The organism is Blattabacterium cuenoti, assembly GCF_014252015.1.
Taxonomy (GTDB): Bacteria; Bacteroidota; Bacteroidia; order Flavobacteriales; family Blattabacteriaceae; genus Blattabacterium; species Blattabacterium cuenoti_U.
This window is the reverse complement of the sequence record NZ_CP059206.1, coordinates 387,710-401,210: the sequence shown is the minus strand read 5'-3', so window position 1 is coordinate 401,210 and position 13,501 is coordinate 387,710. Positions and strand designations below refer to the sequence as shown.

The window sequence follows — 13,501 nt, the reverse complement described above, 5'->3', positions numbered from 1 at the left end:
TATTTTATGATATGACAAAAATAAAAAAAGAAGATAGAGTATTAATTTTATCAGGAAATCATAAAGGAATTGAAGGAATAATCATGAAAATTTTTCCTAAAAAAAATAAAGCTATTGTACGTGGAGTAAATATAATAAAAAGACATACTAAAGGAACTCCAAAAAATCCAAAAGGTGGAATTATAGAAAAAGAAGCCCCTATACATCTATCTAATATGATAAAAATTAAATAAAAATGTAAATGATTTATCAATCTAGATTACAAAAACTTTATAAAGAAAAAATAGTTCCTAATTTAATGGAAAAATTCGGATATAGTTCTATTATGAAAGTTCCAAAACTAAAAAAAATAGTAATTCATCAGGGAATAGGCTCTTCTATTTTAGATAAAAAAATAATAGATTATTCTATCAATGAAATAACAGATATTACAGGACAAAAAGCTATTTTATGTTATTCTAAACATGATGAATCAGGATTTAAACTGAGAAAAGGAATGCCTATAGGAGTTAAAGTTACTTTAAGGAGAATAAGAATGTACGAATTTTTGGAAAGACTTATTGTGATCTCTTTACCAAGAGTAAGAGATTTTAATGGAGTAAAAGAAAGTAGTTTTGATGGTCATGGAAATTATAATATGGGTATTATAGAGCAAGTGATTTATCCTGAAATAAATATTGATAAAATTAAGAAAAATATGGGTATGAATATTACATTTGTTACTTCTACAAAAAAAAATGAGGAGGCCAAAATTCTTTTATCTTTATTTGGATTACCTTTTAAAAAAAATAAAAATGGCTAAAGAATCTGTTAAAGCAAGGCAAAGAAAAAGAGAAAGAATGGTTTTAAAATATGCAAATAAAAGAAAAATTTTGAAAAAATCTGGAAATTATGAATTATTGCAAAAATTGCCTAGAGATGCATCTCCCGTTCGTTTAAGAAATAGATGTTCTATCACTGGTAGGTGCAGGGGATATATGCGGCAATTTGGAGTATCTCGTATTGTTTTTAGAAGTTTAGTTTCTCAAGGTCTTATTCCTGGAGTAAAAAAGGCTAGTTGGTAACTATACAAAAAATTTTTATGGATATAATAGCTGACTTCTTAACTAGAATTCGAAATGCTAGTTTAGCGAAACATAAAATTCTTGAAGTTTCATTTACTAAAATGAAAAAAGAAATTGTCCGTGTTTTATTAGAAAATGGATATATTTTAGATTATAAAATAGAAAAAAAAGTAATTAAAATAGCTTTGAAATATTATAAGAAAAAAACTTCTGTTATTCAAAAAATAATTAGAATTAGTAAACCGGGGTTAAGAAAATATTGTAAGCATAAGAATATTCCTAGAGTATTAAATGGATTAGGAATTGCTATAATTTCGACTTCTCATGGAATTATCACAGATAAACAAGCAAGAAATAGGAAAATAGGAGGGGAAATATTATGTTATGTTTTTTAATAAAATGATTAAAAAATGTCTAGAATTGCAAAAAAACCTATTTTCATTCCTAAAGATGTAAGTATAAAAATTATTAATAACGAAATTTTAGTCAAAGGACCTTTAGGAAATTTGATTCAAAAAATTTCAAAAGGATTTCAATTTAATTTAAATGAAAATCATTTATCAATTATTAGAAATCAAGAAGATAAAAAATCTAGGTCTTTACATGGATTATATTATATTTTAATTAAAAATATGATTACAGGTGTTACAAAAGGATTTGAAAAAAAATTAGAGTTAGTAGGAGTTGGATACAGAGCTTTTTATAATGAAAAAATTTTAGACTTGAATTTAGGTTTCTCTCATAATATTATGATACAACTTCCTGAAGAAATTAATATAGAGATACAATCTGAAAAAGGAAGAAATCCTATTATTATCTTAAAATCTTATGATAAACAACTATTAGGTCTAATAGCAGCTAAAATTAGGTCTTTTAGAGTTCCAGAACCTTATAAAGGAAAAGGAATAAGATATTTAGGAGAAGAAGTTAGAAAAAAAGCAGGAAAATCTGCTTAAATAATTTAAAAGATGAAAAATAAAAAATCAAAAAAAATTTTTGGAGATCCAAAGAAACCTAGAATTTCTGTTTTTAGAAGTAATAAAGAAATATATGCACAAATAATAGATGATTTATCTAGAAAAACTTTAGTTTCATCTTCTTCAAAAGATAAAGAATTACAAAAATATAAAAAAAATAAAACAGAATTGGCTAATGAAGTTGGTAAATTATTAGGAAACAGAGCAAAAAAATTGAAAATAAAAAAATTAGTATTTGATAAAGGAAAATATTTATATCATGGTAGAGTAAAATCTTTAGCTGAAGGAATTAGAGAAGTAGGATTAGAATTTTAAGTAAAGTATGTCTGAAAAAAAAATAAAATATACAGGATTAGAATTAAAAGAAAAATTGGTTGGTGTGACAAGAGTATGTAAAGTTACTAAAGGAAGAAGATATTTCAGTTTTAGTGCTATTGTTATTAAAGGAAATGAAAACGGAATAGTAGGTTATGGTTTTGGAAAATCTAAAGAAGCTCCTGATGCTATTCATAAAGCAGGAGAACAAGCGAAAAGAAATCTTTGTAAAGTATGTATTTTCAATGGGACTATTCCTCATGAACAAGAAGCTAAATATGGAGGAGCACATGTTCTTGTTAAACCAGCTTCTGATGGAACAGGAATAATTGCTGGTGGACCTATAAGAGCTGTTCTTGAAGCTGCAGGTCTGAGAAATGTTTTATCTAAATCTAAAGGTTCTTCTAATCATCATAATGTTATAAAAGCTACTATAAAAGCTTTAAGCAATATGAGAGATGTTTACATTATAGCAAAACAAAGAGGAATTACTATAAAAAAAGTATATAATGGATGAAAGTTATTCAAATATTAACATTAATTGTTTACGTCCAAATAATGGATCTAAAAAAGAAAAATTAAGATTAGGAAGAGGACAAGGTTCAGGAAAAGGAGGAACTTGTGGTAGAGGACATAAAGGAGCAAAATCTAGATCTGGTTTTTCTAAAAAAAAAGGATTTGAAGGAGGGCAAATGCCTCTTCAAAGAAGAATACCTAAATTTGGATTTAAAAGTAAAACTTTAAGAAAAAATATTATTATAATTAATTTAGATACGATTCAAAATCATTTCACTAAAATTAGTGAAAGACAAGAAAAAGAAAACTATGTTGTCGATAATAAATTTTTTTTGAAAAACAATTTAGCTAGAAAAAATGATTTTATAAAAATCTTAGGGAGAGGAGAACTTCATATTCCACTGAAGATATATGCATATAAATTTAGTAAAAAAGCATTATCTTCTATAAAAAAAATAGGTGGGGAAGCAATATTTATATGAATAAATAATTGTCATGAATAATTTTATAATAACTTTTTATAAAATTTGGAATGTAAAAGAATTGCGAAAAAAAATAACAATTACTTTATCTTTATTGTTAATATATCGTTTTGGTGCTTATATCCCTATTCCAGGTATTAATCCTTTAGGGATTCGAGATTTTATAGAGAAATTTAATTCAGGATCTAAAGGATTAATGCAAATTTTATCCTCTTTTACAGGAGGAGCTTTTAATCGTGCATCTGTTTTAGCTTTGGGTATAATGCCTTACATTTCCGCATCTATTATAATACAACTAATGTGTATAATTATTCCTTATTTGCAAAGATTACAAAGGGATGGAGAAAGCGGAAGAAGGCAAATTAGTTTTATAACCAGATGGTTAACTGTAGGAATATGTTTAATTCAAGCTCCTGTATATCTAATTTCTTTAACTCAACAGTTTATTCCTTTTTCTTCTTCTAAAGCTGCTTATTTAATTGATTTAAATAGTTTTCAGGGAAAAAGTATATTTTGGATTATAGGAATAATGATTTTAACTTCTGGAACTTTGTTTACTATGTGGTTAGGTGATAAAATAACAGACAAAGGAATAGGTAATGGAATTTCTTTAATCATTATGTCTGGAATCATAGCACGTTTTCCAGATGCTATAACTAAAGAAATTTTTAGCAAATTAGAAACAGGTAATGGTGGTTTGATTGTCTTATTTTTTGAATTTTTATTGTGGTTGTTAGTTATTTTATTCTCTGTAATAATTATTCAAGCTATTAGGAAAATCCCAGTACAATATGTTTCTCATTATAGATCCTTAGGATTAGATTCTCAATTAATTCATAAAAAACATCAATATATTCCATTAAAAATGACTGCAGCTGGTGTCATGCCTATTATATTTTCACAAGCTATAATGTTATTTCCACTGACTTTCTCTGATTATGTAAAAAACATAAAAATTAAAAATTTTTTTCATATATTTCAAAACATTTATGGATTTTGGTATAATTTTACTATTTTTATATTAGTTATAGTTTTTACTTTTTTTTATACAGCTATTGCTATTCCAGTAAATCAAATGGCTGATGATTTAAAAAGAAATGGAGGACATATTCCAAGAATTAAACCTGGAAAAGAAACTGCTGAATATATAGATCATATTTTATCAAGGATAACATTACCTGGAGCGGTTCTACTAGCAATAATAGCTATACTCCCTTCTATTGTTTATCGTATGGGTTTTACTCAGAATTTTGCGTTATTTTATGGAGGTACTTCATTATTAATTGTAGTAGGAGTAATTTTGGATATTTCACAACAAGTAAATATATATTTGTTAAATTATCACTACGATGGATTAATGATGATGAAGTATCGCAGTAGCAGATATACTAGATAATAATTTTTTATGTATATTATGTTATATGTGTTGTGTAAATGAATAATAAATTATATAATTAGTATATGGCTAAACAAAAGCATATTGAAGTTGATGGTACGATTATTGATTCATCACCAAATGCAATGTTTCGTGTTCAATTAGAAAATGGATGCATTGTTAAAGCTCATATATCAGGAAAAATGAGAATGCATTATATAAAAATATTACCAGGAGATAAAGTTAGATTAGAAATGTCCTCTTATGATTTAGAAAGAGGAAGAATAACTTATAGATATTAAATCAAATTTTTTATGAAAGTAAAAGCATCTTTGAAAAAAAGAACTGAAAATTGTAAAATTGTTAGTAGAAAAGGACGTCTTCGTATTATTAATAAAAAAAATCCTAGATTTAAACAAAAACAGGGTTAAATATATTTTATGTCTGCAAGAATTTCAGGTGTAGATCTTCCAAGATCTAAAAGAGGTGTTGTTGCACTTACTTATTTATATGGAATTGGTAAAAGTTTATCAAAAAAAATACTTTGTTACGTCGGAATAAATGAAAATAAAAAAGTAGAAAATTGGTCTGATGATGATATTAGTAAAATTAGAAAGTATATATCTGATTATGTTAAAATTGAAGGAGAATTAAGATCTGAAATACAATTCAATATTAAACGATTGATGGATATAGGTTGTTATATAGGAACCAGACATAGAAAAGGTTTACCATTGAGAGGACAAAAAACAAAAAATAATTGTAGAACCAGAAAAGGAAGAAAAAAAACTGTAGCGAACAAGAAAAAAGTTACAAAATAAAATATGGTAAAATCATCATTGGGTAAAAAAAAATCAGTAGTTGTAGATTCTGTTGGAGAAGCACATATTCAAGCTACTTTTAATAATATTATTATCACCTTAACAAATAAAAAAGGAGATGTTGTAGCATGGTCTTCCGCTGGAAAAATGAATTTTAAAGGATCTAAAAAAAATACACCGTATGCAGCTCAAATAGTAGCGGAAAATGTAGCAAAAGAAGGACTCAATGCTGGAATAAAAAAAGTGGAAGTAAAAGTAAAAGGACCTGGAGCAGGAAGAGATGCAGCTATACGAGCATTAAGTAATTCTGGAATAGTAGTAACGATGATAAAAGATATTACTCCATTACCACATAATGGTTGTCGTCCTCCTAAAAGAAGAAGAGTTTGATATTTATTTTTATCATATCAAAAAATTATGGCAAAATATATAGGACCTAAAACTAAAATTTCTAGAAGATTTGGAGAATGCATTTATGGAGAAGACAAATATTTTGAAAGAAGAAAATATCCATCTGGTCAGCATGGAAGCAATCGTCGTAGAGGAAAACGTTCGGAATATTTTATTCAGCTAATAGAAAAACAAAAAGCAAGATATACTTATGGAATATTAGAACGACAATTTGAGGGTTTATTTTTTGAAGCTGCAAGAAAAAAAGGAATAACTGGAGAGTTATTATTACAAGCATGTGAAAGTCGTTTGGATAACATAGTTTTTAGATTAAAATTTGCTCCATCTAGATCTTCTGCTCGTCAAATTGTTTCTCATAGACATATTATTGTTAATAATAAAATGGTAAACATTCCATCTTTTAGATTAAAACCGGGAGATAAAATAGAAGTAAAAGAAAAATCTAAAAAACATCCTGTAATATTAAATTCTATACATAAAAAAACAGGCCCATTGGTAGAATGGTTAATTTTGGATGAGAGAAATATGTTTGGTATATTTAGAATGATGCCAAAAAGAACACAAATACCTGAAAATATTAAAGAACAATTAATTGTTGAATTATATTCAAAATAAAATAGTAGTAAATTAATTATATGGCTATTCTGGATTTTGTAAAACCCGATAGAATTGCAATATCCGAATTTTCGGATAATAATGGTGTTTTTCATTTAAAACCTTTAGAACCTGGATATGGAATTACATTAGGAAATGCGTTAAGAAGAGTTTTATTAGGATCTTTAAAAGGATTCTCTGTTACTTCTATTAGAATAAAGGGAGTTAAATATGAATTTTCGACTATAAAAGGAGTAGTTGAGGATGTTACTGAAATCATTTTAAATTTTAAGAAAATTCGTTTTAAACAAAAAGTACCAGGAACTTGTCAAGAAACAGTAAATGCTTATATAAATCATGGGAAACTAGTCACAGGAAAAATTTTAAATAAATTTATTTCTGGATTTCAAATTTTAAACGATGATTTAATTATTTGTAATAAAGATGAATTAACACCTTTAGAAATAAGTTTTACGATTGAAGAGGGAAGAGGTTATGTTCCTGCAGAAGAAAACAAAAAAAATGGGAATGACTTAATTGGGACTATACCTATAGATTCTATTTATACTCCTATTAAAAATGTAAAATATACAATAGAAAATTGTCGTGTAGGACAGAAAACTGATTTTGAAAATCTTTCATTAGAAATTCAAACAGATGGATCTATTTGTCCAAAATTAGCTTTAATGGAAGCTTCAAAAATACTAATTCAATATTTTTCTATATTCTCTTATGAAAAAATAGGAGAAAAGAAACAAAAAGAAACTAATAAAAATAAGAAATATAATGAAGAATTTATTAGAATGCGAACATTATTAAAATCCAAATTGAGTGATATGGATCTATCTGTTCGTACAAAAAATTGCTTAAAATCAGCAGCTATAACTACTATAGCAGATTTAGTTAATTGTAATAGACATAATATGTTGAAAATGAGGAATTTTGGTAAAAAATCTTTAGATGAACTGGAGAGCAAGATGAAGGAAAAAGGATTGTATTTTGGAATGAATATAGAAGAATATAAATTGTTGAAAGAATCATAGATTAAGCTATTTTATTGATGAATCATAGAAATAAAAATAATCATTTAGGAAGGAAATATGGACATCGCAAATCTCTTCTTTCCAATATGGCATCTTCTCTTATAAAAAAGAAAAAAATTTTTACTACTTTAGCTAAAGCTAAAGCTTTGAGAAAATATATTGAACCTATCATTACAAAATCAAAAATCAATACAATCCACTCCAGGAGAAATATTTTTTCATATTTAAGAGATAAAACAGCGGTTTCAGAATTATTCAAGGATATTTTTGAAAAAATTCGTGAACGTCCTGGTGGATATACTAGAATAATAAAAACTGGATTTCGTTTTGGAGATCAAGCTCCTCTTTCTTTCATAGAGTTAGTAGATTTTAATGAAATTTATATTTCTAAAAGAATAAAAAAACCTGTAAAAGTAAGACGTAGCAGGAAAAAAATAAAAAAAGAGAGTAATGAGCAAAATTAAAATTATTCAAGCTAGACAAATATTGGATTCTAGAGGAAATCCTACTGTAGAAGTAGATGTAATAACAGAAAATAATATATTAGGACGTGCTTCTGTTCCATCTGGAGCATCAAAAGGAAAAAATGAAGCTTTTGAATTACGTGATAATAAAGAAAATATTTTTTTTGGAAAAAGTGTATTAAAAGCAGTTCAAAATGTTAATGATATTATTGCTCCTGAATTAATTGGAAAATCTGTTTTGGATCAAATTTGCATTGATCAACTCATGTTAGAGTTAGATGGAACTATAAATAAAAAAAGGTTAGGATCTAATGCTATTTTAGGTATATCTTTGGCTGTTGCAAAAGCAGCTTGTAATGAATTAAATATACCTCTATATAAATATATAGGAGGAATTTATACTTGTGGACTTCCTATTCCTTTAATAAATATTGTAAATGGAGGAAAACATTCAAATAATTCTATTGTTTTTCAAGAATTTATGATAGTTCCTATTAAAGCAAACACATTTAGAGAAGCTCTTCAAATGGGACATAAAGTATTTTATCAACTGAAAAATCTTTTAGATAAAAAAGGATTCTCTACAAGTGTAGGAGACGAGGGAGGTTTTTCGCCTAATTTTAATGGAGTTGAAGAAGTTTTAAATCATATATTAGAAGCTATATATATGGCAAATTATGAACCTTATGATCAAATAGCTCTAGCTATAGATTGTGCCGCATCTGAATTTTATCAAAATAATGAATATAATTATTCTAAATTTGAAAAATCGGAAAAAAAGATAAAAAATTTAACAAAATCAAGAGAAGAACATGTTCATTATTTGTCCTATTTAGTTAAAAAATATCCAATTATATCTATTGAAGATGGAATGGATGAAAATGATTGGGAAGGATGGAAATTATTAACTCATGAAATAGGAGATAAAATACAATTAGTTGGAGATGATCTTTTTGTTACACAAGTAGATAAATTAAATGAAGGAATCGAAAAAAAAGTAGCTAATTCTATTTTAATTAAAATCAATCAAGTAGGAACACTAACAGAAACAATTGAGACAATTAATTTAGCTAAAAAAAATAAATATCAAAATATTATTTCTCATCGTTCTGGAGATACTGAAGATTCTTTTATAGCGGATCTTTCTGTAGCATTTAATATAGAACAAATAAAAACAGGTTCTTTATGTCGCTCTGAACGAACTTCAAAATATAATCAATTATTACGTATTGAAAATGCACTTGGAAAATATTCTTTTTATTCAAAATGGAATTAAAAATTCAATAATATAGATAAAACAGAGCAACATAAAAATCAATGGTAATTTTTATTTTTATCTTGGGATATTTATTAATTACTCTTGAAAATTTTATTTCTGTAAATAAAGTCATTCCATCTATTTTAATGGCTATTATTTGTTGGTCATTAATTATATTTTTCAATCTTCCTGTCTATGAATTAGATCAACATTTAATTCCGAAAAAAGATCCTAAATATTTATTATTATTCCATCTAGGAAAAGCTTCTGAAATTATTTTTTTTCTTATTGGAGCTATGTCTATTATTGCTATTATTGAAAAATACTCAGGTTTTGAAGCTTTAAAAGAATTATTTTATACAAATACAAAACGTAGATTTTTATGGATTATAAGTATAGTTTCTTTTTTATTATCTGCCATAATAGATAATCTTACTGCTACTATGGTTTTAATTTCTCTTTTAAGAAAAACAGTTTATAATTATAAGGATCGTTTATATTATTTAGGATTAGTAATTATATCTGCTAATGCGGGAGGAGTCTGGTCTCCAATAGGTGATATTACTACAACTATGTTATGGATTTCCAATAAAGTAACTACAATTCATCTTATAAAAAAAATATTCATTCCATCTATATTATGTATGGTTATTTCTACTTTAATAGCTTCTTACATACCTATTTTTAATGGATATATTCAAATAAAAAAAAGTGGTCTCTCAAAAGATCATATAAACAGAGGTTTTTTTATGTTAAAAATAGGTTTATTTTTAATGTTACTTGTTCCAGTTTTAAAAACTATTATAGGAATACCACCGTATATGGCTATGATGTTTTCTTTGGCTGTTATACTTTTTATAGTATCCCAAAAATATAAGTCTCAATTTATTTTATATGATATTTTTAAAAAAGTAGATTTATCTAGTATTTTATTCTTCTTAGGAATTTTACTTTCAGTTTCTTCTTTAGAATCTCTGGGAAAGTTATATAATTTATCTCACTGGATAAATGAAAATGTTTATACATGGAAGATTACAACTTTCTTATTTGGATTAATTTCTTCTATTATGGATAACGTTCCTTTAGTAGCAGCTACTATAGCTATGTTTTCTTATCCAATAAATCATGATTTATGGCATTTTATAGCTTATGCTTCTGGAACAGGTGGGAGTATTTTTCTTATAGGATCGGCTGCAGGCGTAGCAGCTATGAGCATGGAAAAAATAGATTTTTTTTGGTATTTCAAAAAAATTAGTTGGATTGCTTTAATAGGATATATATCTGGATTTCTTTATTTATTAATTTATCCACTTTTTTCTTTGTAAGAATTCTATAAAATTTCCTCCTATATATGAAAAAGGAAAAAAAATAGGAAGTATTATTATCTTGAACCATAATGGAAATGGATAAAAAAACATGTGAAATAATGTTATAAGAAATAAAATAAAACCCGTTAATATAGCATAAGCTTTTTTTGCATTTTTTGCAAAAAAAGCAGTTACAATTCCTCCTAATAAACCGCTAAAAGCATAAAAAAAAATTAGAATTATAAAAAATTCAGTAGGAGCTTCAATCAAAATGTACTTAAATTTTTTTAATGGAATAAATTGTATTTTTGTAAACCATTTTTTCAAAAATTTAATAGAAAAAAATATTTCTACAATACTTATCACAATTCCAGTTGATACTGATAACATATTACGATACATAACATGATGAAATCTATTTTGTAAAAATAAACATCAATTTTTAATTTTTTTATTATGAATTATACTATAAATTGGACCCCGATTAAGAAATATGAAGATATATTATTTCTTTTTGGAGAAGGCATTTCTAAAATAGAGATTAATAGACCATGGTGTCATAATGCATTTCGTGTAGAAACAGTTAATGAAATGATAGATGCTATAAACATATGTAGTAATAGAGTTGATATTGATGTCTTAATCATAACTGGATCAGGAAATAAATCTTTTTGTTCTGGAGGAGACCAGACTACAAGAGGTTTAGGTGGATATTTAGGAAAAGATGGAATCCCAAGATTAAATATTTTAGATTTTTATAAAAGAATAAGAGAATTACCTAAACCAGTTATAGCTATGGTTAATGGTTATGCAGTAGGAGGAGGCCATGTTTTACATGTCGTTTGTGATTTAACAATAGCTTCTGATAATGCTATTTTCAGTCAAGTAGGACCAAAAGTAGGTTCTTTTGATGGTGGATTTGGATGTTCATATTTGGCTCGTCATATTGGACAAAAAAAAACACGAGAAATGTGGTTTTTATGTAAAGAATATACGGCTAAAGAAGCTTTGTCTATGGGATTGATTAATAAAGTTGTAGAAAAAAATGAATTGGAAAAAAAAACCATAGAATGGTGTAAGATTATACAAAAAAGAAGTCCTATGTCTTTAAGAATGATAAAACGTAGTTTAAATGCTGAATTAGATGGACAACATGGATTAATGCAATTAGCAGGAGATGCTACTTTAATGTATTATTTAATGGAAGAATCTAAAGAAGGGAAAAGAGCTTTTTTGGAAAAAAGATCTCCAAATTTTAAAAAATTTCCTAAATTTTTATGAAATTAAAATATTGGATTTATGCAGCTCGTATTCATACTTTACCTTTATCTTTTTCTGGTATAAGTTCAAGTTTTCTTATATCTAAATCAAGAACAAATGTTAGTTTTACTTCTTATGTTTTATGTATTATCACTGCATTATTATTACAAATATTGGCTAATTTTTCAAATGATTATGGAGATAGTATAACAGGAGTAGATAATTTTAAACGAATAGGTCCTAAAAGAACAATTCAATGTGGTTTTATTTCTTTATCAGAAATGAAAAAAGCGATCTATATATTTTCTGTATTATCTTTTTTTTCAGGATTTCTATTACTTTGTAATACTATTTTATGGGAAAATGTTTTTATTTTTTTTATATATTTTATAGGAATTTTTATATGTATATACTGTTCAATAAAATATTCTATCGGACGTTATCCTTATGGATATATAGCAGGAATAGGTGATTTATGTGTTATAATTTTTTTTGGAATTCTCTCGGTAGAAGGAAGTTATTTCTTGTATACACATACTTTATGTACAGATATGTTTTTTCTTTCTTTATCTATAGGATTTTTAAACGTAGGAGTTTTGAATATTAATAATATGAGAGATATAGATAACGATTATGAAAATGGAAAATATACCATGGCTGTATGGTTAGGTATTAAATATGCAAAATTATATCATATATTTATTGTATTGAATTCAATATTTTTAGGTGGATATTTTATTTTTTTAAACCAAAAAACCGTTTATCAATGGTTTTTTTTTATATTTTTTGTTATATTCTTAATATTACATATAAAAAATATAATTAATATAAAAGAAAAAGAATTGTTCAATTATGAATTGAAAAAATTAGTTATACTTACTTTTTTATATGGATTTAGTATAGGAATTAGTTTTTAAATTAATCTTATGAAAGTTACTTTTTTTTCACATAGTACATGCATGTTAAAAGTACATGAAAAATATTTATTAATAGATCCTTTTTTATCTGAAAATCCTATTTTTAGGAATGAAAATGTTTTCAAATTATTTAAAAAAATAGATTATATTTTATTGACTCATGCGCATTATGATCATGTATGTGATGTAGAATTACTTACACGTAAGTATAATAATATTTTAGTAATTTCTAATTATGAAATATCTAATTATTTTAATAAAAAAGGGATAAAAACATGTGGAATTAACTATGGCTCTTTTATATCTTTTCCTTTCGGAAAATTAAAATATATTTGGGCTGCCCATTCTAGTGTTTTTAACGATGGAACTTATGGAGGAAATCCAGGAGGTTTTCTCTTACATACAGATGAAGGAAATATATATATATCAGGAGATACTTCTGTAATATATGAAATGAATCTTATCCCCACTTTTGGAAAGTTGAAACTTTCTATTTTACCAATAGGTGGAAAATATACAATGGACGTAGAAGAGGCTATAATAGCTTCGGATTTTTTAAAATCCGAAAAAATATTAGGGGTTCATTATGATACTTTTGAAGATATCAGAATTGATAAAGAACAAGCACAAAAAAGATTTTTTAAAAAAGGAAAAGAATTAATTTTATTAGAAAAGGGAAAAACTATTTGTATTTAAT

22 protein-coding genes are annotated in these 13,501 nt (G+C 25.8%); 21 read left to right on the top strand and 1 reads right to left on the bottom strand.

What is annotated here, in order from left to right; genetic code table 11:
- Positions 1-11 precede the first annotated feature (11 nt).
- From rplX to H0H50_RS01835, 18 genes are all read left to right on the top strand, one after another.
- A complete protein-coding gene (gene rplX, locus H0H50_RS01920) occupies positions 12-233 on the top strand; it encodes a 50S ribosomal protein L24 (protein WP_185866950.1) in 222 nt (73 codons plus the stop codon).
- An 8-nt stretch (positions 234-241) separates the two neighbouring features.
- Positions 242-802: a 50S ribosomal protein L5 gene (rplE, locus tag H0H50_RS01915; RefSeq protein ID WP_185866949.1), complete on the top strand. Its 561-nt coding sequence runs from the start codon at positions 242-244 to the stop codon at positions 800-802.
- A complete protein-coding gene (gene rpsN / locus H0H50_RS01910) occupies positions 795-1,064 on the top strand; it encodes a 30S ribosomal protein S14 (protein WP_185866948.1) in 270 nt (89 codons plus the stop codon). The genes rplE and rpsN overlap by 8 nt, the downstream gene beginning before the upstream one ends.
- Before the next feature lie 11 nt (positions 1,065-1,075).
- Positions 1,076-1,459, top strand: coding sequence for a 30S ribosomal protein S8 (gene rpsH, locus H0H50_RS01905; RefSeq protein WP_317168417.1), 384 nt, complete (start codon positions 1,076-1,078; stop codon positions 1,457-1,459).
- 15 nt (positions 1,460-1,474) lie between these two features.
- A complete protein-coding gene (rplF, locus tag H0H50_RS01900) occupies positions 1,475-2,020 on the top strand; it encodes a 50S ribosomal protein L6 (protein ID WP_185866946.1) in 546 nt (181 codons plus the stop codon).
- A gap of 12 nt (positions 2,021-2,032) precedes the next feature.
- The gene (gene rplR, locus H0H50_RS01895; protein WP_185866945.1) at positions 2,033-2,356 is read left to right on the top strand and encodes a 50S ribosomal protein L18; all 324 of its coding nucleotides are present in this window, start codon (positions 2,033-2,035) and stop codon (positions 2,354-2,356) included.
- A gap of 7 nt (positions 2,357-2,363) precedes the next feature.
- Positions 2,364-2,873, top strand: coding sequence for a 30S ribosomal protein S5 (gene rpsE / locus H0H50_RS01890; protein WP_185866944.1), 510 nt, complete (start codon positions 2,364-2,366; stop codon positions 2,871-2,873).
- Positions 2,866-3,354, top strand: a complete 489-nt coding sequence (gene rplO / locus H0H50_RS01885) for a 50S ribosomal protein L15 (protein WP_185866943.1) — start codon at positions 2,866-2,868, stop codon at positions 3,352-3,354. The genes rpsE and rplO overlap by 8 nt, the downstream gene beginning before the upstream one ends.
- A 13-nt stretch (positions 3,355-3,367) precedes the next feature.
- Positions 3,368-4,750 carry a preprotein translocase subunit SecY gene (secY, locus tag H0H50_RS01880; protein ID WP_185866942.1) on the top strand — a complete coding sequence of 461 codons (1,383 nt, stop codon included), beginning with the start codon at positions 3,368-3,370 and terminating at the stop codon, positions 4,748-4,750.
- A 65-nt stretch (positions 4,751-4,815) separates the two neighbouring features.
- On the top strand, positions 4,816-5,031 hold the full coding sequence (infA, locus tag H0H50_RS01875) for a translation initiation factor IF-1 (RefSeq protein WP_185866941.1): 216 nt from the start codon (positions 4,816-4,818) through the stop codon (positions 5,029-5,031).
- A gap of 12 nt (positions 5,032-5,043) precedes the next feature.
- Positions 5,044-5,160 (top strand): 50S ribosomal protein L36, encoded by a 117-nt coding sequence (rpmJ, locus tag H0H50_RS01870; RefSeq protein ID WP_185866940.1) that lies wholly within the window; start codon positions 5,044-5,046, stop codon positions 5,158-5,160.
- Positions 5,161-5,169: 9 nt separating this feature from the next.
- Complete coding sequence (gene rpsM, locus H0H50_RS01865) at positions 5,170-5,550, top strand: 30S ribosomal protein S13 (protein ID WP_185866939.1); 381 nt, start codon at positions 5,170-5,172, stop codon at positions 5,548-5,550.
- A 3-nt stretch (positions 5,551-5,553) separates the two neighbouring features.
- Positions 5,554-5,940, top strand: a complete 387-nt coding sequence (rpsK, locus tag H0H50_RS01860; protein WP_185866938.1) for a 30S ribosomal protein S11 — start codon at positions 5,554-5,556, stop codon at positions 5,938-5,940.
- A 27-nt stretch (positions 5,941-5,967) separates the two neighbouring features.
- A complete protein-coding gene (rpsD, locus tag H0H50_RS01855; protein WP_185866937.1) occupies positions 5,968-6,576 on the top strand; it encodes a 30S ribosomal protein S4 in 609 nt (202 codons plus the stop codon).
- A 20-nt stretch (positions 6,577-6,596) separates the two neighbouring features.
- Positions 6,597-7,598: a DNA-directed RNA polymerase subunit alpha gene (locus tag H0H50_RS01850; protein ID WP_185866936.1), complete on the top strand. Its 1,002-nt coding sequence runs from the start codon at positions 6,597-6,599 to the stop codon at positions 7,596-7,598.
- 17 nt (positions 7,599-7,615) lie between these two features.
- On the top strand, positions 7,616-8,062 hold the full coding sequence (gene rplQ, locus H0H50_RS01845) for a 50S ribosomal protein L17 (RefSeq protein ID WP_185866935.1): 447 nt from the start codon (positions 7,616-7,618) through the stop codon (positions 8,060-8,062).
- Positions 8,049-9,338 carry a phosphopyruvate hydratase gene (eno, locus tag H0H50_RS01840; RefSeq protein WP_185866934.1) on the top strand — a complete coding sequence of 430 codons (1,290 nt, stop codon included), beginning with the start codon at positions 8,049-8,051 and terminating at the stop codon, positions 9,336-9,338. Before rplQ ends, eno begins: the two co-directional genes overlap by 14 nt.
- Positions 9,339-9,379: 41 nt before the next feature.
- Positions 9,380-10,645: an SLC13 family permease gene (locus H0H50_RS01835; protein ID WP_185866933.1), complete on the top strand. Its 1,266-nt coding sequence runs from the start codon at positions 9,380-9,382 to the stop codon at positions 10,643-10,645.
- Here H0H50_RS01835 and H0H50_RS01830 read toward each other — a convergent pair.
- Entirely contained in the window at positions 10,619-11,029 is a 411-nt protein-coding gene (locus H0H50_RS01830) for a hypothetical protein (protein ID WP_185866932.1), read from the bottom strand. The genes H0H50_RS01835 and H0H50_RS01830 overlap by 27 nt on opposite strands.
- A 54-nt stretch (positions 11,030-11,083) precedes the next feature.
- Between H0H50_RS01830 and menB the strand changes: the two genes are divergently transcribed.
- From menB to H0H50_RS01815, 3 genes are read left to right on the top strand one after another with little or no spacing between them, the layout of a single operon-like run.
- Complete coding sequence (menB, locus tag H0H50_RS01825; protein ID WP_185866931.1) at positions 11,084-11,908, top strand: 1,4-dihydroxy-2-naphthoyl-CoA synthase; 825 nt, start codon at positions 11,084-11,086, stop codon at positions 11,906-11,908.
- A complete protein-coding gene (gene menA / locus H0H50_RS01820) occupies positions 11,905-12,804 on the top strand; it encodes a 1,4-dihydroxy-2-naphthoate octaprenyltransferase (protein WP_185866930.1) in 900 nt (299 codons plus the stop codon). Before menB ends, menA begins: the two co-directional genes overlap by 4 nt.
- Positions 12,805-12,813: 9 nt before the next feature.
- A complete protein-coding gene (locus tag H0H50_RS01815; RefSeq protein WP_185866929.1) occupies positions 12,814-13,500 on the top strand; it encodes a metal-dependent hydrolase in 687 nt (228 codons plus the stop codon).
- Position 13,501 lies beyond the last annotated feature (1 nt).